This is a genomic window from Clostridium sp. CM038 (assembly GCF_055081105.1).
The window spans coordinates 3,522,867-3,541,474 of record NZ_CM143651.1; the positions used below are offsets into that span (position 1 = coordinate 3,522,867).

The window sequence follows — 18,608 nt, forward strand, 5'->3', positions numbered from 1 at the left end:
ATTAACACCTCCTTGTATAATCTAATTATAAGTTTTGATAATAAATTTGTAGTAATAGCAGTAAGTCTATCTGTCTCTCTATTAGCTCCTGCAATTAGTATCTTCATAATCCATTCTCCTTTATATATCTTCTGTATAAGGTATAAAACTATCAGAGCTTAATCCCTAAGCGTATTATTTATATTAATTATTTTTCATACATATTGTTATAATAATTTTGGTACTCACCTGTTGTAATATTATCCATCCACTGTTTATTGTCTAAATTCCATTTTATTGTCTTCTTTATTCCTACTTCAAATGTAGTTTCAGGATACCAACCGAGCTCGTCCTTTATCTTAGTTGGATCTATGCCATACCTTTTGTCATGGCCTTTTCTATCTTCAACATAACTTATTAGTTTATCTGTTATTTCACTATCTACATTTTCATTTAAATAACTTATAACAGTTTTAACTATTTGCATATTAGTTCGCTCGTTATGTCCACCTACATTATAAACTTCGCCTACCCTGCCACCATTTATAACCATATCTATTGCTTTGCAATGGTCTTCAACATAAAGCCAATCTCTTATATTCATTCCATCACCGTATACTGGCAAATCTTTATGACTTAAGCAATTGTTTATTAGTAATGGTATTAGTTTTTCTGGGAATTGATATGGTCCATAATTATTTGAACATCTAGTTGTATTTACAGGCATTTTATACGTATCAAAGTAAGCTTTTACCATTAAATCTGAACCTGTTTTACTTGCTGAATATGGACTATGTGGGTCTAGTGGTGTTGTTTCAAGGAAAAATCCTGTTGCGCCGAGGGATCCATATACTTCATCCGTAGATACTTGCATAAACTTCTTGCCTTCTTTAAATCCGCCTGGTATTTCCCATGCATTCTTAGTTATATTTAAAAGATTTACTGTACCTAAAACATTTGTCTTAACAAATATTTCTGGCTCTTTTATACTTCTATCTACATGTGATTCTGCCGCAAAATTTACAACATAATCAATATCATTTTCTGCAAATAATTTTTCTACTAATTCTTTGTCACATATATCTCCTTGAACAAAAATATAGTTAGTATTATTTTCTACATCTTTTAAATTTTCTAAATTCCCTGCATAAGTTAATTTATCTAAATTTATAACTTTTACATCTGAATATTTGTTTAACATGTAATGAACAAAATTTGCACCTATAAACCCAGCTCCGCCTGTTACTAAATAAGTTTTCATATTATTTATTCTCCTTACTAAACTTTATTTTTAATTCTCTAATTGGTTCTATTATTACCGTTTTACCTTGCTCCCTGTTTATTAACCACAGCTCCAAAAGTCTTAAAAATGATTTTCAAATCCACCCAAACGCTCCTATAATCTATATAATTCATATCGAGTTGTACTCTTTCATCATATGTCGTATCACTTCTACCACTTGCTTGCCAATTACCTGTAAGACCGGGCTTTACACTTAATAGCTTGTCCCCATATATTCCATAGTTCTCAATTTCTCTTTCTATTATAGGTCTAGGTCCAACGATAGACATATTGCCTTTTAAAATATTTAATAATTGAGGTAATTCATCTAAACTTGATTTCCTTAAAAATTGTCCAAATTTAGTTATTCTTGGGTCATTTTCAAGTTTAAAACTTTTCTCAAATTCTATTTCTTGTTTCGGTGTCAATTTCTTTAGTAATTCTTCAGCGTTGGGCAGCATGGTTCTAAATTTATAAACTTTTATAAATTCGCCATTCATCCCCAATCTTTTGTGTCCAAAAAAAACAGGCCCCTTTGAATCTATCTTAATCCAAATAGCAACAACAACCATCACTGGACTAAGTAATAAAATCCCACATAAAGCACCTATAACATCAGTTATTCTTTTGATTATAAAATATCCTGCATTTTTTTCATACTCACTAGTAATCTTTACCTGTGTCTCCCTCATATCCGTTTCTAATTCTTCCATTTGTATCCCCCCTATTACTATATTATACAGACTCCTGCGCTCTACTTCGCCCCACATTTATAACAATATCTAAAATTTCTATTTTACTAATTTCTACAAAGTTACACAGATTTATTATATAATTTCGAAGATTTTACGTCAAATTTTGAATTTTATAGTTCAGTACATCTATCGACCAAATATGACATTTTTTTTAATTTTATTACTTATATGTATTGGAGTATACTTGCTTTTTTAAGTTATTTTATGCTATTAAATAATTTATTAAATATACATTTTAATACAATTTAATACATTTTAATTTATTTTTATTTACAATTTAGTATATCATAATATTTACAAAATGTTTCCTTTTTTTATTATATAACAAATTTAATGGTATTTACATCATTTTTTATCGCTAAGTTGAACTATCCTCTTTATATTATATTCAACTTGTTACTTAAAGATATATGTATTTATAATTTTCAGCTTTAAAATCAAATAAAAGAGGAAAGAATAATTTTAATTATTCTTTCCTCTTTTATTTGTCCATTTATTTCATTGACTAATTATGCATAAAGTAGGCAAACTTATCTGTTGAATAAGTTGCACGCATATCTCGTACATGAGCCTCGCTACCTTGGTTGTCTGCAACATATGCCAAAGTATAATTACTATTAGCCCATCCCATAAATACAAATGTATGTGTTGGATATCCTCCGCCATCATTAGTTGTAAAACAAATACTTCCTGGTGTAAGCTTTTTAATATTCCAATTAGACTCCCATCCACGTGCATTTAGGTAACTTAAATACTGTCTTGTGTTACATGTATCTAATGGAATAGGTACTCCCATTCTTCTCATTACTTCGCTTGAGAAATAAACGCAATTATTCGAAGTACTTCCACCATGTAATGCCACAGCCCTGTTTAGTACATTAGTAACATTAGTTGAAGAGTTTAAATAGTTTGCAATCCTAGCTTCAAGCGCTGTTTGATTTGAACCTTCCGCTGCCGCAATTCTATCCACTTCTATTTTAGCAAGTCTTGCCGCTTCTTCTTTAGCCAACCTGTCTGCTTTTATTTTAGCAAGTCTTGCTGTTTCTATTTTAGCTATTCTATCCGCCTCTATTTTAGCAATCTTATCCGCTTTTTCTTTAGTTGTACTATCTCCTTTAGTTGTACTATCCCCTTTAGTTATATTACCTTCTGCTTCTTTAGGTATTCTAGCTGTCTCTACTTTGGCTATCTTATCTGTTTCCACTTTAGCTATCCCATCGCTTTCTGCTTTAGCTATTCTATCTGCCTCTACCTTAGCAAGCCTGTCCAACTCTGTTTTAGCTAAATTAGCAGCCTTTACTTCTTCTGCTTTGTCAAATGATGCTTTCGCTATTTTGTAATTTTCTGCTATTCTAGCCTGTTTAGGCGCATCTGATCTCTCAGCGGCTATCCTATCAATTTCTTCTTGTTTAGCTTTATTTGCAGATACTTGCGCCAATTTGCTAGCTTTTTCTTTATCTGCTTCTCCTTTTTCCGCTTTATCTACTGCTATTTTTTCCAGTCTAGCAACCTCTTCTTGCTCCTCTGCTTGCTTTGCTAGCACCTTCGCTTGCGCCTCTGCTTCCTTGGCTAATTTGTCATTTTTAGCCTTTTCAATTACTAGCTCATCGATTTTCTCTTTAGATATCAACTGTTTCTTACTAATTGTTGCCTTTGTACTCGTTGGATTAGCAACTGATGCCGTAAGCGTTATTTCTCTTACTTTCTTTTGGCTTGAAAGAGGAACCTCGCTTTTAACTGGCTCTTTCGCTTTACTTGCAATTGCCCACGCACTAGTACTTAACCCTACCACCGCTGTTAATGCCGTTATTACTACTATTCTCGTTCTCATTTTCCTTTTTTTTCTCATTTCAGTTCTAGTTCTCCGCTTCACTAATCATGTCCCCCTAAATTTGTTATATAAAATTACCCCTTATTAATATATCAATTTAATCTATTTCCCTAGTACTTGTCGTAATCCTTTAATTTTCGCATTGCAAATATCGACAAACACTCCAGTGTTATCACTTCTATTACCTAATCTGTTTTTCATTTGTTCCTCATCATGTTGGACAACCTACCTTACCTATTTGGTTTAAGTAGGTTTTTTAATTTCTGTCGAAATCTATCGGAAAATAAAGCCCGCTATTTTTTTATATTAGGAGGTATTGATACCATCTCTATAGAATATGTACATTATAATTATTTAGGGTAAACGATGGAGTACGTTCTGTATTTGGGCTCCTAGAACGTGTAACCCACCCACTCTAAATTGGTTTGTTTTATCATATTTCAAATGGAGTACAAATGGGGGGATAATAAAATGTTATTTAATGGGCTATTTTCAAAAAAAAATTCTATAAAACAGGGCGGAAAATTACTTAGCGAATATTGTGTAATAAATGGGTTTGATGATATTACATCGCAATGGAAGAAGCCTTCCCATGCTAAAAGTTTGTTTGCATATCACAGGCAAAAGGATAGAATGATATCAAAAAATTGGGTATCGTATCACCCTACTAGAGGGGATGCAAAATATAGTATATGGATTGATTTAGTAACTAGAGAAGTTAGAGAAATTTTAAGGTCCCCAGCTTAACCTAAATTTTTCAATTTTACAAGTAATATTTTTAATTTCTTCATCAACATTTCATCCATTCTCTTTGTTTGCTTAGAAAAATAGATCCAGCAGATAAGTATTTACCCACTAAGTCTATTTTTCTAGGCTACTTAAACTATCCTAGTATCAGTAGTAACTATCTTAGCATCTTTCTTGCCAGTTAAATCATCTCCTCTAGAGCTACATAAGTGCTTTGAGTTTTTGTAATGCTTTTTTCTTAATTCTTGCAAATTGATGGTAGCTCTTATCACTATCACAGGCTATTTCTCCTATTGAATCTCCCAAAATATAATATCTCTCTAGCATTTTTCGCTCTAGTTGCTCAAGCGTTTCGAGAGCTGCATATAATTTTCTCACTTCATCATAGGCGATTACTTCATCCTCTAATGTAAATTCATAATGTCCTGCAGTATCAAAATCTAGCATTTCATTGTTTGGAACTTCTCTAAAATGCTTTATCTGCCCTTTTAGAAGGGCTTTGAAGTTCATTCTTATAGAATTTATGCAGTAGCCGTTAAAGCTGTTGCTACCTAGCTTATACATGTCTATGGCTTTTATAACAGAAAGGTAACCATGCTGCACTAAATCTTCTAGTTCATAACCTGGAATGTGATACCTTGAAGCTTCCTTGAATATGAGATATTTGAATTTTTCTATTATCGCTTCTGTAGCTCCACTCTCTTTATTTTTAGCCTTTTCAACTAGTTTTTCCATAATAAAAACACCGCCTTTTAAATTTTTTTTATAGAGAATATTAAAAGATAACTAATCAATATGCTTGTCCTAATAGTTGTTTTTCTAGAAGATCGAAATCATATGTTCTTTGATCATAGTCGCAGAAGCCACCATTTTTCACATTAGGGCTTGAGCTGCCACTCTTTTTACTAGCCCACTGTTTTTGATAGAATTTTACCTGCTCAGCAGTTTTTATGCCTTTACTTATCCAGCTATTGAGTACTTTAGTGATGTACTTTATAGTTTTAGCATTATATTCTACAGCCTCATCAATAGCCATAATGATAACCTTGCTACTTACCTGCTTTGCAAAATCTAATATTTTTTCATACACCAAAGGTGTGATAGCATGTACATTCTCTTCAAATACCTTAAGTACACTTTTTAAGCCCTCACCATCAGCAGCAGAATTGTTTCTATATTTTACGACTATTACTTCTTTCTTAGTTAATACTTCTTCTTCTTTATTCCTTAATTCTTGTTCTTTATTTATTAATTCTTCTTTATTACTTCTTATTCTATTACTTGGTAGCCCCTTATAAGGGCCTTGTAAGCCCCTATTAATGGTCTTGTTAATTATGAATCCACGAGGCTCCTGAATTTCTTCCTTTTTCAGAAAATCATTATTATCTTGGTCTTCTATATTTTCCATGGGAATTACATCAGAGCTGCTTTCTAAAGTAAAGTTTATAGGATCATTGTCCACTTTTTCTAAGTAACAATCTACGCAGGTTCTATCATCAGTAAAATTAATATCAAAAGATTCCTCTATAATGAGGTTCTCGAAAATTTTCGCTACATCTAATTTAGCTACATCGCATTTTTTAAATAAAATTTTAAGAAATTCTTTATTTTTAACCCTGGATAACTCGTGATGAACACATTTAATAGCATTTATATTGTTAGGTACGTTGTATTTCATCCAATTTAACACCATAATCTCTTTCGTATCATCACAGTATAAGATTTTGTTATACTCACAGAATCTTTTAATTAGCTTGTCTACAGTATCTCTGTTGTACCCAGTTTCTGTAGCTATAAATTTTTTTGATATTTCATAAATACCGCACTGCGTTGTTTTGGTATTTGAGATAAGATATAAATAAAAGTATTTTTCCTCTGGTGTAAGTTCAAACACAAAGCTATCACTCCAAAATTCTGTATAAATCTGTCTGTATTTAGCCATTAGTTAATCCTCCTTAATATTAATTAAATCATCACCTGCGAAGCTGCACTATTAACGGCTTTTAATTAAGCCCTATATATAATAGCCACGAGAATTGCAAATCCGAGTCCCCTAATATTAAATATTTTTAAGTTTTTTATAAATCTTTTTAAGACGGGTTCTTATAGATGCTTCATTCACTCCTTCAGCAGAAGCGATTTGAGTAATTGATATATCTTGCAAAAACACTTTTTGTACTAATACCTTCTGCTGTGGTAACAGTTTTTCCAAAGCATTATGTAATGCTTTACTTGTTTCTTTTTTTTCAACAATGATATCAACAGCTACACTCTTATCTTCAAATTGAAACCCTTGTTCCTTCTTCTTCTCTAATGAATTGTGCCTACGGGTTTCTCTTCGTTCATTGTTATAAGTTTCTCTTCCAATTTCTATTGCAATCTCAGCAATATCCTTTGATAACTCAATCTCTGCTATTTCTCCTGTTACAAATTCATACTTAATGACCATTATTACATCTCTCCTTTAATCTTTTTAAAATTCAGATACAATCTCGTAAAAGAGCAAAAAAAATAACCGGATAACTGCTTTTATTAGCAATCATCCGGCACTTTGGATAAAAAAATAAGAGCCGTACAAAAGCTTTGTTAAAAGCAATTGTTCGGCTCTTAGGTAGTTCTTTTAGACTCCTTTTAGCTCGGAACACATGAATCTAGTTTTTTTAGGTTATTGTAATTTGGCTTGTCTAATCTCACCTGTGCAACTTGTTTACACTGAATGCACTTTATATCTATTACTCCTGTTGCATTTCCCTCTATATCAAATAATCTTCTCCTACAAATCGGACATCTAACTTGCTCGGTCATAATATATCCCCCTCGTGATTATTGATAGTTTTAATACTCATTTTTTTCATATCATTAAATTCGTTACTTTCTTAAACACTTGCATTTTAATCCCCCCCCATGTTGTTACCCTAATATCAATGTTATACTACGAACATGTATTCGTCAAGCATTTTTTGCAACATTTTACTTAATTTTGTATTTATTCCACAGGAAAGAGCTTGAATTTGAATTATCTCCTGCAAGGTCTGAAATTTAATTGACATAAAATTATGTGAATTGTATAATAATTATTATAAAATAATACTGAAAAATATATCTTTATATGAGAAATAAGTTGATATATAAAGATATATAGGATTTTATGCGATTTTAAGTAAAAATTTATTTATACTTTTGCATAATATGAATGATAGGGGCGAATTAATGTGAGTGAACAAACTGTATATAAATATGCAAAATTTGATTTTTTTAAAAAACTTCTTTTTACTTCTAAAGTTAACAAACAACTTAAAAATTGCAAAAACATTGAATCATATTTACTTAGCAATAATTATTTGAAAAAACTTGACAGTAGATTAAACTTAATAATCTCTGATGGATTTAGCAGTGAGGTAAAAAATAGTTATTTCTTATATAAGGGCTATACCCCGGATGGTAGTTTAACTCCTTTACAAAAATATACTATTATTGATGGAGAAGTAAAAAAACACATTGATGTGATTAATCATGGAATTATTATTATAGATTTATATGAAGAAAGCATATACCTACATAGCTATTTTAAAAACAGCGACTATATAACAGGCTATTTAATTAAAGAAGAAACAAACTCTGAAACAAACAAAACTTTAATTTTCAGCAATGAAAAAGTTAAAATAAATATTAAAAATATTAATAAATTTGATACTATTCCTGTAGTTGATGATTTTATAAATAAATTTATCATGTAGAAAAGCTCTCCAACTAGGAGAGCTTTTTTTATATTTAGAATCCTTTATCCCCCAATCAGAGGACCTTCCTTCTGAAATGTCGTTAAAATCTTACAGACAAACAGCTAATCCACCATCATAATGTCACCAGCCTCTATAGTTCCAGGTTCTTCAATTTTCTCATAAACTTTATATCTAATAACTCCGCACAAAATATAGTATAAGCATATATATTCAATGAAAACAAAATGAAAGGAGTGGTCAACATGGCAGTTGTATCTACAAAAGTAGCAAGCGCACTAAAACTCACTATGAAAGTAGGGGTGGGCATCGACGGCAATGACAAATTTGCAACAAAGACACTAGGTAATTTGAAAGTTACTGCAGTTGATGAGGACATTTTTGCAATAGGAAAAGCTATATCTAACATTAAGACTTATCCATTATTTACACTAGACAGACAAGATCAATTCAGCTTAGTTCAAGAATAGGTTTTCAGTTTAGAACTTAGAGTTAAATTAAGTTAAATAATTAAAAGGAGGAAAAGACATATGCATAAATTAGTTATGAGATTTTTAACATCTATAGAAGGTAAATATTTTACTTTAAGCGTAGATGATATTAAAGCTGATGAAGAGGGAGTTCCAACTATAACAGAAGCTGAGGTAAACACTCTTATGGATTTAGTTATTGCAAAGAACATTTTTGCATCAGCGAGTGGTAGCTTAACTGGCAAGAAAGATGCTAAAGTAATTACTACTGATACTAGTACAATTGATGTAGCCTAAAAATATAGTGCCTGTGAAGGCACTATATTTTTTTTCTGAATATAAGAATGACTTTTGTAGAATACTAAGGATAAATTATGAGAAATTATGGAGATGTTACTATTGGCTTATAAAAAAATTTCATTATTAATTGTAATGTTATCGTTGATAACATTGTTATTTTATAGTTTTCTACCTCTAACTAATATCCAAAATGTTATTGCTACAAATATAACACTAGATAATAAAACGTCAAATGAGAAACGAGGAACACCACATTATGATTATATTATAGGAAAGGATCACTGGCCCCATTACCGTGTATTCTTTTGGGTTCCTAAAAGTGCTACCCATTTTACACCTTATGCTGATAGCGGAGTTAATACAAATGTTTCAGAACATGGTGATGCTTCAAAGTGGTCCGTAGTTGTTACACCCGAAATAAAAGATGATAGAAAATTAGTGTTCATATATGTCCCTAAAACTTTTGTTTTTCTATATGGAAATAACTTTGAGGATGTTATACATTTAAACTATTATTAGTTTTTAGGTATTTACTATCCATAGGAGATTACCGCAAGTTATCTCCTATGGATCATCTAACGGCTGCCACCAATCTTTTTTTCTTAATATTATTTTTTAAGTCTCTTGACCTTTTAACCCAACGTCTTCGACCATAAATTCACATCAGATGTTCCATCTTCGCCTAGCTAACCGCATAATCCCCTTTTTTAGGCTACTGTCCAGACCCCTTAGGAGGCAACTAGAAGTTTCCTCCTTGCTAATTTACTTAATCCACTCATCTAATGCTGTAACCTTTATAAAATCCTTAGGTTCATTTTCATTGTTTGTTAACGGACACATCATTACACTTATAGTTGTTTTATTAGCTGCACTTAAATGTATAGCTAATTTCTTCCCCTTATTTGTAGCTTGACCCTTAGGATGTGGCGAAGAAGAAAGAGGCTTAGCATTCATTACATTAAATTTCAATTTAGATGGAGATAATATACCAACCCATAATCTCTTTCCATTCTTAGATAGTATTAAAGATCTTTTATCATTACTAACTTTAACATCCGCTTGTGTATTTGCGAACCACCATATATCAGAGCTAGTTATAGTACTAATTTCATCTTGTATAAGTATCTGTCCATTATCCTTATACATCTTTATTCCTCTTTTAATTGAAACTGCATCGTTTTTATAAGCATCAGTTAAATTTGCAATAGCATAAGTATTTTTCTTATTCTCTTTAAAGGAAATTATTTTTGTATCTGCCTTTACATTTTGATCCGGATTACCGTTAGGGTTAATCACTAATGTGTTGTGACTCTCCGCCCTCTTCCTGTAATACATCCATCTTCTACCCTTATACCCCATTTCAAAATATCCTGGAAGATTATAATTATCACTTCCTAAATCATCTATCCATCTTACACCTAATGCATCATATACAAAGGACCCAATATCTAAATCGCCATGATTTAAGCCATTTTTCCCTGCCTTAAACCCTACAAAACTGTCATCAGGTTTCCTTAAGGCAGTATGCATACCTACTACTTCAACATTTTTAAAATATCTATCTTGTATCTTAGGCCCTTTGATTTTTGTATTATTTTTGTCCCAAATAAAACCCATAACACTGCTATCCTTTAAGGCCGTTGCCTTATTAAAATACCAAGAATATTCTGGCTTATTAAATTTATTAGCAAGCCAAAGCATTACCGGAGACTTATTCCTAGACTGCCCAGCATCTGCAAAATTAAATTGACCCTTTACCCCTTCCAAATACATCGGAAAATCTCCCGTAGAAGAAAACCCTGGATACTTTGATAAACCAAGATCATTTCCTAATGCTGAATCCAGTGCTGCTATAAAATATGCTGTATAAGTAGTTCCGTAGTCCCAATAACCTGGCCCTTCATACCAGCCTCCATCAGGGTAATAACTTTTTAACATGTTAGGGAATGACTTAACCCCTGCTTCTAATATCTCTCCTGAAAGCTTTTCGTATTCTTCTCCTTCATCTGCTATCGCAAGTGCACCAATACCTATCCCTCCATTACAAACACCGTTCCAATTACTATTGCCAACAACCCACCAAGCTTTTTTTCTGTATAAATCAAGTGCAGGCTTTAGTCCTTTATTTACTATCGCATCACGAATAATTGCCTTTTGCTTTACAGATAAATAATCATATAACCAATCATAACCTATGGCAGTTGCAAACGTCATTTCAGCTGTATCTAAAAAGTGCACTGGATGCCAATCATTAAAAGCATAATCCTTTTGATCAGAATTTTTACCTGAAACAGTTTCAAGTTCGATCCACGCACGCTCTGCATATTTGCTCTCACCTGTTATTTTGTACATAAAAGACAACGTCCGAACTCTATCCAATACCTTACTGCTTATAGGAAGAAGTCTCACTCCATCAGGCAGCTCATATTTTACTGGTGGCTGATTTAACATAATATCTGCCCTTTTCTTTAAGCTTTTAAATCTTGCTTCGACCTCTTCGTTATTAGCTATCTCTGATTTAATTCTTTTGAAATCATCACTTGAAGCTAATATCCTTGGATGTTGTTTGCTTTTGTTCTTTTTTTCTAAAAGTTCAACAATATCTGATGCAATTGGTTGAATTTTTTCAATATCTTCATTCAAATCAAATATTTTTATACTTTTAATTAATAAAAAAGTCAAAGTTGTAACAACGCATACTACTAGTAATAAAATGGATTTTTTAAATATTGCGTTTTTCATATTTTGCATTTAATGTAAAATCATATAATGAGAACATAACTACACTAAATATTCACTTCCTTTATTTTTATACTCCTTAATGTAAGTAATATGTTGATAAATTTGTTATTATATATTTTTATTATTACCGTCCAATACTTTTACTTTACGCTTAAATACATTTTTTAACATACCCGTTCGTTATGTTTGTAAAATTTAATAATATAAAACTTATTGAACCCTTAGACCACTATTTACTACGAGTAGTCTTGATTTTTAGTAATCTAGCTCATTAGCAATTCTTAAAATAAGACTTAGAAGTCGTATTTGTTGCATATTAAAAATCCAATAGCTCAATTTTTTAGCTATTGGATTTGTTTATTTTTCTACCTATATTTTGCCCTGAAGTAGAACCCCTTTGCGAGTGAGTTTTGACCGAGTTTGCTACTATTTATTTTTCATTGCTACAAGCTATTTCTTCATATAGCCCACTAAATTTATCATTATTTTTTAAAGTTTGAAGATACTCCATGAATGGAACTTTTAACCCATCTCTTTTTAAAGCAAACTCTACCGTTGCCTCAAGAAACCCTAATTTATCACCTACGTCATATCTACGTCCTTCAAATATGTATGCATACATATCTTGCTGTGATATTAACGTCTTTAAAGCATCCGTTAACTGAATTTCCCCACCTTTACCAGGTTTCGTATTATCTAATATATCAAATATCTCAGGAGTTATTATGTATCTACCAAGTATGGCTACATTTGAAGGTGCTACATCTACTTGTGGTTTTTCAACAAGGTTATTTACCTTGTATACTCTATCACTAATTTGAATTCCATCAACTATTCCATATTTATCAACATTTCCCCTAGCGACTTCTTGAACACCTAAGATTGTTGTTTGCTTATCTTCAAAACAATCAATAAGTTGCTTTAAACACGGAGTTTTAGCATCAACTATATCATCACCTAGCATAACAGCAAAAGGTTCATTGCCTACAAAAGTTCTGGCACAATTTATAGCATGTCCAAGTCCTTTAGGTTCCTTTTGTCTTATAAAGTGTATATTCACCATGTTTGATATATCTCTAACCTGTTTAAGCATATCATCTTTATGTTTATTTTCTAATTCTAATTCTAATTCTACTGATTTATCAAAGTGATCTTCAATAGACTTTTTATTTCTTCCTGTAATAATTAATATTTCTTCTATACCTGCAGCAACAGCTTCCTCTATAATATATTGCATTGTAGGCTTATCAACTATAGGTAACATCTCTTTAGGTAATGCCTTTGTGGCAGGTAGAAACCTCGTTCCAAGTCCCGCTGCTGGTATAATAGCTTTTTTAACTTTCATTACAAAAAATCCCCTTTACTATATAATTTATTTTTCATATTCATTAGGATAATTCTTATGCTGTTCCTATAATAGTTTTAAGTGAATTATATTAGGCTTCAAACCCAATTCATTCTTAGGGTTACCGCTAGAAGCTATAAATATTGCTGAATCACATGCCCATCTTTCAGCAATTTCAGCTTTTATTTCGAAACCTGTAACTTTTATTGATACTTCAATGAATTTTGTAGGTACCCTCGCTGGCTTTCATCAAGTTTTTTTGCTGTTCGTGCCCCCAGGAAGGACCTTGCGAGGGACTTGCCTTAATCTTAGAAATTGTATCAGATAAGAAATTATTCACCCTTTTAGTTTACCGTTAACAAGCTTGCTTTTCACGCTTGTAAATATTGATTGAATTTGTATTTTTTCAGATTTATTTAATCCTAACATCCAAAACACTAATAGGTGAATTATAGTAAATATGATCCCAAATAAAAGTATGTCTATATAGTTAATGGGATTAATAAATTCAACTACCATATATCCTATACATAAACATAGTACAGTTGGTAAAAATAGGTTGCTTATATTTCTCCAATAGTATCCCATGTCCAACTTTAATTTAAATTTATAATATAAATTGTTTAATAATGAATTTATAATCATACCAACAGCTGTTCCTAATGCACACCCTATAGCTCCTAAACTTTTAACCAGGATTAAACTTAATATTAAATTAAATATTGCTACGCCTAAATAAATAAGAGCCTTAACTCTATGTTTATTCATTGCCTCAAGCATTGTTGAAAATAAAGATTGTACAATAGAAAGCATTTGAGGAACCATTAGAAGTATCGCTATATAATATGACAGATCGTAACCCTCTCCTGCCCATATTAATATAAATTGCTTTCCAACTAATATAAATCCAATTAGTATAAATGAAGCTATAAAGAACTGAATTCTAGATATTTTAACTAGTATATTCATTAATCCTTTCTTATTTTCTTCTTGCGCTACTAATTTGGTGAGTTTAGGTAAAAACATATTACTAATAACATTTGAAAATGAAATAAAATATCCATTAAATTGACTCCCTATAGAGTAAATAGCTATAGGTACTGCACCCACAAGCATTCCCAATATAAACTGGTCCGTACTCCAATAAATTCTATAGGCTATAGCTGATAAGAAAATAAAAAATGAGTACTTAAATATTTCTGTAAGTATTTCTTTATCAAATCCTTTAAATTTCAACTTTACTTTTAAAATCTTGAAGCAATAGATTATATTAATTATTCCTAGTAAAATATTAAATATAGTTGAAGCTATTAACATTCCTAATGCTTTTTGCCCTAAAACTAATACAACTACCATAATTAATGGATTTAATACTGCTCTTATTAATGCTAATACTTTAGTGAATACAAAACGTTCGTTTGCCATTATTATTCCACTAAAAACATTTAATGGGAATGCAAAAGATAAATTAACTAATGCAACAATAAACATTAATTTTAATTGTTCTATTTCCGTTATACTTAACCCCTTAGCAAATATGTCCCCCAAATGGATATATATAAATATCCCTATAACAACACATATGACAGCTATCAGGCAATACATCACTAAGAACATTCCATTTATTTTTTTCAATCCTTCATCATCATTTTTAACAATATACTTAGAATTATATCTTATAACTGCATTCCCAAGTCCCATATCTAATAGGTAAATATAAGCTATTATTGTATTTGTTAATGTAAAAAGACCATACTCTCCGCGCCCCAAAGAAGATAGCATAATCGGTGTATATGCTAATGATATAAGATTTCCTACAAGGAGTGTTATATACGATATTATTGTTGCTATTTTTATATTATTTTTCATAATTCCACCTTTAAATTCTGATAGTTTAATATCATTGTAATTTTATTTTTCTTTAATGAGCTTAACCAATTTATTAAAATATTCTTCTTTAAAATTAGTTTTATCAAATGTTGTTAAATTAATTAGTTCTTTTATTTCATTATTTACTGTATTAAATTCTAAATCTTTAACAAACCTTATATAGTTTATACCTTCAATCCATTTATAACTTTCTACAATTTTATGGTCAGATGATCTTAAAATAACACATGGTGTTTTAGTTATAAATGCAAAAATCATTCCATGGAGTCTATCTGTTATTACAACTTTAGAGTTTCTAAAATTATCCCATATATCAAATAACTCTTCTTCTCTCTTATTAATATCTATATCTCTATGTACCACTGTATCGGACTCTACTACATTAGTATAATGTAATTTTAAATCCATTATAAAATCATCCTTTTTATCCTTCCAGCAACTTTCCTTATCATTTCTTAAACAAACCATTATATTGTTTCTATTAAAATTCACTTTAAATATATCTTCTAAATAAAACACTATATCTGGAACTTTAAATGATTTAATATTAAAAATTTCCTGCATCTTAGAAAATGTTTTTTCTTCTCTTGCTAATAACATTAATTTATTATTTTTATTATATATTTTTTTCATTTGTTTTATATGTTTGTCCCCTAATTTATCATTGGTAAAAGTTAATGTTGTTGGCATAGATACTATTTTGCATTTATCAAAGTTTTTAATAACTAATCTTCTTGCAAGCTCTTCTCTTAAATATAAATTACCCATATTACCACCACCTTGTATGGCTATAATATCATCCTCATTCACTATCTTTTTTATAGATTTAGCATACGAATAAAATTCGTCTCTTTCAAATTGAAGAAACTCATACTCTTCAAAATTCTCTTTGAAAAATTTTGTAGTTGCATACGCAATAGCTTGATCACCCATATTTCCGTAACCTGGAGATAGACAAAATAAAACCTTTTTCACTTCTTTATATTGTTGTATATCTCCAAGTTTTCTATTACTCAAATAATAATTTTTAAATAAAATTGTTCTTTCTTTAGCAAATATTAATGACTTTAAAATACTTTTTATCTTCTTTTTCATACGTCTCTCCTTATGTAAATTAAAAATTTATATACATTTTTTAATTAATATCTTCAAATCATAAAACTGTAAAATTGTCTTTATTTTGTAACAATTGTATTTTATAAAACTGCATCTCTGATTTTTATAAAAAATATTTAAACCTTCTTCATAAATATCTTTCTTAATCTTATCCAATATATATTTTTTCATAGTTCTAAATTCTTTATTTGACATATGTTTTTTACTTGAATATAGCATAACTATTAAAGTTTTTACTGATACAAAATACATTTCTTTACTACCTTGAATTATACATTTAGAATATCTATTTTCTTCAAAAAAATTCAGCATATCTATACAGTTATTAATTAAATCTACATTTCTGATATTGAATTTCGTTTTGGTTATACTATTCATATTATTTTGATTATAATAATATAATTTTTCATCTATAAATGATATTTTTTGACTATTATGTACCAATTTATAAAAAGTAGCGCCATCCTCAAATAATTTCCCTTCTGGAAATGAAACATTGTTAAATAACTTCCTATTGTAAATTTTATTTTGTGCATGTGATCTAAAATAAGTATGATTCAAATATTTTAATAATGTTTGGTTTTTATCTAATATACCAAAATCTTTGAATTGTGCGGAACTTACATCTATACCATTTAAATCATATTTCATGTCACATATAACTATATCAGCATTATCTTTCAATGCTTTTTCAAGCATCTTTTTATACATATAAATATCAATATAATCATCACTATCTACAAATCCTAGGTATCTTCCTTTTGAATTCTTTATTCCTAAATTTCTAGCAGAACTTAATCCCCCGTTTTTCTTTTTTATATATTTTATATTAGAATATTTTTCTACAAACTCTTTTATAATTGCTTCACTATTATCTGGCGATCCATCATTTACTATTATAATTTCAAAGTTTTCTAGTGTTTGATTCACTATACTAGTTAAACACTTCTCTAGATACTTTTCCGTTTTGTAAACTGGAACAATAATACTTAAATTTATACCTTTCATATTCCACCCCTATCATTACTTTCTTCAATTTTAATATAATTAAATTAGTTTTTTTAATATTTTATAGATCTTTTTAATTATTCAATAAGTAATTTATATAAATAGTCCATACGATTTTCCAATAAATATTACAAATTTTATGATGTTTTTGTTTAATCGAAAAACATTTTAACGATACTATTTATCTGGTTTATGTTGTTGTATTAAGTTAGATAAATTTAATATTAAAAATGTAAAAAGACAGAATATAATCATTTTATCTCCACTTGTTGATAATCCATTAAATGTATTCACATCTAAAAAAACAATTGAATAGCTAACAATTAAAAAATAATGTTTTCTTTTCATCAATGTTATAATAGGTATTATCATAATAAAGATATACATCATAATTGTAATTAAAATTCCTAATTCTAAAGAAAACATCCTCATCGGATATTCAAATGCTGCTGATGCCCAATCTGTATATGAATTAAATTTAAATGTAAATCCTCTTCCATACCCTGTAAAAAATTTAATTGGAAAAATATTCATAGATTGAACTTGAATCCATTTTTCACTTCTTCCAGTAGTTAAACTTTCTGAAGTAAATCTAGAAATCGAGGTATCAAAGAGTCCCGTCTGTAATGCACTAATAATTCCACATATAATTATAAGTGTTTTCTTTATTGTATTATTACATTTAAATAATACAATAATACCTAAACATAAAAGTACAAATCCTGACTTGCTTCCAGTAAATGCTATGCCTATAATCGATATAATTAGTATCCCTATGGGGCAACTTTTTTCTTTAAAGTACTTATTATATAAAATATTTAGTACAAAGAACATTAGATATAATTCCGTATTAAACAAAGGATGTCCCATGAATGAATATAATCTTTTAGCATCTCCTGAAACACGGCTTAAAAGAATTTGTTCTTGTGTCCTCTCACTCATAAACTGACTGATGGAAGTATTAATATTAATATTAAATATTATTTCTAGTATTCCGACAACAGTTATAATGATAATTATTATATTTAGTATTAATATAGTCCATTTAAATATATCTTTTAATATGTTCTTATCAACTTCTATAATTGTTAATGATAATGGGGTAAGAAATAATATGATAACAGTCACTATATTCATTATTTTATTTTCATAAAAAATAGCTGTACTCATATAAACTAATATAGTCAATAAAAAAAAGATAATCTTTTTTTTATTAATTTCTTTGAAATTATTTATTACCAATAAAATTAAACTAACTATTCCTAATACATTAATGATATACATTTTTTCACCAAATATACTTCTTAATTCCTGTGAAAAAACAAATAGAGATATAAGTAATATCATAAATATTTTTTTATTATTCGACTGTTTTTTCCTTGTATCTATATTCATCTTATACATTC

At 29.6% G+C, this 18,608-nt stretch carries 18 protein-coding genes; 5 read left to right on the top strand and 13 right to left on the bottom strand.

Translation table 11 applies throughout. The annotated features are described in order from the left end of the window. Nucleotides 1-187 precede the first annotated feature (187 nt). From rfbB to ACWJKS_RS16145, 3 genes are all read right to left on the bottom strand, one after another. Nucleotides 188-1,240, bottom strand: coding sequence for a dTDP-glucose 4,6-dehydratase (rfbB, locus tag ACWJKS_RS16135; RefSeq protein ID WP_220286192.1), 1,053 nt, complete (start codon nt 1,238-1,240; stop codon nt 188-190). A gap of 62 nt (nt 1,241-1,302) precedes the next feature. Then, entirely contained in the window at nt 1,303-1,974 is a 672-nt protein-coding gene (locus ACWJKS_RS16140) for a sugar transferase (RefSeq protein WP_216302569.1), read from the bottom strand. Nucleotides 1,975-2,521: 547 nt separating this feature from the next. Then, nucleotides 2,522-3,889, bottom strand: coding sequence for a hypothetical protein (locus ACWJKS_RS16145; protein ID WP_462959985.1), 1,368 nt, complete (start codon nt 3,887-3,889; stop codon nt 2,522-2,524). Nucleotides 3,890-4,318: 429 nt separating this feature from the next. On the opposite strand from ACWJKS_RS16145, the gene ACWJKS_RS16150 reads away from it, so the two are divergent. Then, a complete protein-coding gene (locus tag ACWJKS_RS16150) occupies nt 4,319-4,594 on the top strand; it encodes a hypothetical protein (protein ID WP_462959986.1) in 276 nt (91 codons plus the stop codon). Nucleotides 4,595-4,795: 201 nt separating this feature from the next. Here ACWJKS_RS16150 and ACWJKS_RS16155 read toward each other — a convergent pair whose 3' ends face one another. From ACWJKS_RS16155 to ACWJKS_RS16170, 4 genes are all read right to left on the bottom strand, one after another. Beyond that, nucleotides 4,796-5,329 (bottom strand): sigma-70 family RNA polymerase sigma factor, encoded by a 534-nt coding sequence (locus ACWJKS_RS16155; protein WP_462959987.1) that lies wholly within the window; start codon nt 5,327-5,329, stop codon nt 4,796-4,798. Nucleotides 5,330-5,384: 55 nt separating this feature from the next. Continuing rightward, nucleotides 5,385-6,536 carry a DnaD domain-containing protein gene (locus tag ACWJKS_RS16160; RefSeq protein WP_462959988.1) on the bottom strand — a complete coding sequence of 384 codons (1,152 nt, stop codon included), beginning with the start codon at nt 6,534-6,536 and terminating at the stop codon, nt 5,385-5,387. Nucleotides 6,537-6,653: 117 nt separating this feature from the next. Further along, nucleotides 6,654-7,043: an RNA polymerase sigma factor gene (locus ACWJKS_RS16165; RefSeq protein ID WP_462959989.1), complete on the bottom strand. Its 390-nt coding sequence runs from the start codon at nt 7,041-7,043 to the stop codon at nt 6,654-6,656. 182 nt (nt 7,044-7,225) lie between these two features. Further along, on the bottom strand, nt 7,226-7,399 hold the full coding sequence (locus ACWJKS_RS16170) for a hypothetical protein (protein WP_462959990.1): 174 nt from the start codon (nt 7,397-7,399) through the stop codon (nt 7,226-7,228). A 407-nt stretch (nt 7,400-7,806) separates the two neighbouring features. Here ACWJKS_RS16170 and ACWJKS_RS16175 point away from each other — a divergent pair, with 407 nt between their 5' ends. From ACWJKS_RS16175 to ACWJKS_RS16190, 4 genes are all read left to right on the top strand, one after another. Then, nucleotides 7,807-8,331 carry a hypothetical protein gene (locus ACWJKS_RS16175; protein ID WP_462959991.1) on the top strand — a complete coding sequence of 175 codons (525 nt, stop codon included), beginning with the start codon at nt 7,807-7,809 and terminating at the stop codon, nt 8,329-8,331. Between the two features lie 245 nt (nt 8,332-8,576). Beyond that, a complete protein-coding gene (locus tag ACWJKS_RS16180; protein ID WP_462959992.1) occupies nt 8,577-8,801 on the top strand; it encodes a DUF1659 domain-containing protein in 225 nt (74 codons plus the stop codon). A gap of 60 nt (nt 8,802-8,861) precedes the next feature. Continuing rightward, nucleotides 8,862-9,098: a DUF2922 domain-containing protein gene (locus ACWJKS_RS16185; RefSeq protein WP_462959993.1), complete on the top strand. Its 237-nt coding sequence runs from the start codon at nt 8,862-8,864 to the stop codon at nt 9,096-9,098. A 102-nt stretch (nt 9,099-9,200) separates the two neighbouring features. Then, the gene (locus ACWJKS_RS16190; protein ID WP_462959994.1) at nt 9,201-9,620 is read left to right on the top strand and encodes a hypothetical protein; all 420 of its coding nucleotides are present in this window, start codon (nt 9,201-9,203) and stop codon (nt 9,618-9,620) included. A gap of 243 nt (nt 9,621-9,863) precedes the next feature. On the opposite strand, the gene ACWJKS_RS16195 is transcribed toward ACWJKS_RS16190, so the two are convergent. The 6 genes from ACWJKS_RS16195 to ACWJKS_RS16220 form a co-directional block, all read right to left on the bottom strand. Next, nucleotides 9,864-11,843 carry a heparinase II/III domain-containing protein gene (locus ACWJKS_RS16195; protein ID WP_462959995.1) on the bottom strand — a complete coding sequence of 660 codons (1,980 nt, stop codon included), beginning with the start codon at nt 11,841-11,843 and terminating at the stop codon, nt 9,864-9,866. A gap of 430 nt (nt 11,844-12,273) precedes the next feature. Continuing rightward, nucleotides 12,274-13,188 (bottom strand): UTP--glucose-1-phosphate uridylyltransferase GalU, encoded by a 915-nt coding sequence (gene galU, locus ACWJKS_RS16200; RefSeq protein WP_462959996.1) that lies wholly within the window; start codon nt 13,186-13,188, stop codon nt 12,274-12,276. Between the two features lie 336 nt (nt 13,189-13,524). After that, nucleotides 13,525-15,057 (bottom strand): lipopolysaccharide biosynthesis protein, encoded by a 1,533-nt coding sequence (locus ACWJKS_RS16205; RefSeq protein WP_462959997.1) that lies wholly within the window; start codon nt 15,055-15,057, stop codon nt 13,525-13,527. Between the two features lie 42 nt (nt 15,058-15,099). After that, nucleotides 15,100-16,173, bottom strand: coding sequence for a polysaccharide pyruvyl transferase family protein (locus ACWJKS_RS16210; protein ID WP_462959998.1), 1,074 nt, complete (start codon nt 16,171-16,173; stop codon nt 15,100-15,102). Between the two features lie 27 nt (nt 16,174-16,200). Beyond that, nucleotides 16,201-17,202, bottom strand: coding sequence for a glycosyltransferase family 2 protein (locus ACWJKS_RS16215; RefSeq protein ID WP_462959999.1), 1,002 nt, complete (start codon nt 17,200-17,202; stop codon nt 16,201-16,203). Between the two features lie 177 nt (nt 17,203-17,379). Then, entirely contained in the window at nt 17,380-18,597 is a 1,218-nt protein-coding gene (locus ACWJKS_RS16220) for a hypothetical protein (RefSeq protein ID WP_462960000.1), read from the bottom strand. Between the last annotated feature and the right edge of the window lie 11 nt (nt 18,598-18,608).

Bases quoted from the DNA above. Each gene is read 5' to 3' on its own strand.
- rfbB (WP_220286192.1), bottom strand. From the start codon at position 1,240: ATGAAAACTTATTTAGTAACAGGCGGAGCTGGGTTTATAGGTGCAAAT.
- ACWJKS_RS16140 (WP_216302569.1), bottom strand. From the start codon at position 1,974: ATGGAAGAATTAGAAACGGATATGAGGGAGACACAGGTAAAGATTACT.
- ACWJKS_RS16150 (WP_462959986.1), top strand. From the start codon at position 4,319: ATGTTATTTAATGGGCTATTTTCAAAAAAAAATTCTATAAAACAGGGC.
- ACWJKS_RS16155 (WP_462959987.1), bottom strand. From the start codon at position 5,329: ATGGAAAAACTAGTTGAAAAGGCTAAAAATAAAGAGAGTGGAGCTACA.
- ACWJKS_RS16160 (WP_462959988.1), bottom strand. From the start codon at position 6,536: ATGGCTAAATACAGACAGATTTATACAGAATTTTGGAGTGATAGCTTT.
- ACWJKS_RS16165 (WP_462959989.1), bottom strand. From the start codon at position 7,043: ATGGTCATTAAGTATGAATTTGTAACAGGAGAAATAGCAGAGATTGAG.
- ACWJKS_RS16170 (WP_462959990.1), bottom strand. From the start codon at position 7,399: ATGACCGAGCAAGTTAGATGTCCGATTTGTAGGAGAAGATTATTTGAT.
- ACWJKS_RS16180 (WP_462959992.1), top strand. From the start codon at position 8,577: ATGGCAGTTGTATCTACAAAAGTAGCAAGCGCACTAAAACTCACTATG.
- ACWJKS_RS16185 (WP_462959993.1), top strand. From the start codon at position 8,862: ATGCATAAATTAGTTATGAGATTTTTAACATCTATAGAAGGTAAATAT.
- ACWJKS_RS16195 (WP_462959995.1), bottom strand. From the start codon at position 11,843: ATGAAAAACGCAATATTTAAAAAATCCATTTTATTACTAGTAGTATGC.
- galU (WP_462959996.1), bottom strand. From the start codon at position 13,188: ATGAAAGTTAAAAAAGCTATTATACCAGCAGCGGGACTTGGAACGAGG.
- ACWJKS_RS16205 (WP_462959997.1), bottom strand. From the start codon at position 15,057: ATGAAAAATAATATAAAAATAGCAACAATAATATCGTATATAACACTC.
- ACWJKS_RS16210 (WP_462959998.1), bottom strand. From the start codon at position 16,173: ATGAAAAAGAAGATAAAAAGTATTTTAAAGTCATTAATATTTGCTAAA.
- ACWJKS_RS16215 (WP_462959999.1), bottom strand. From the start codon at position 17,202: ATGAAAGGTATAAATTTAAGTATTATTGTTCCAGTTTACAAAACGGAA.
- ACWJKS_RS16220 (WP_462960000.1), bottom strand. From the start codon at position 18,597: ATGAATATAGATACAAGGAAAAAACAGTCGAATAATAAAAAAATATTT.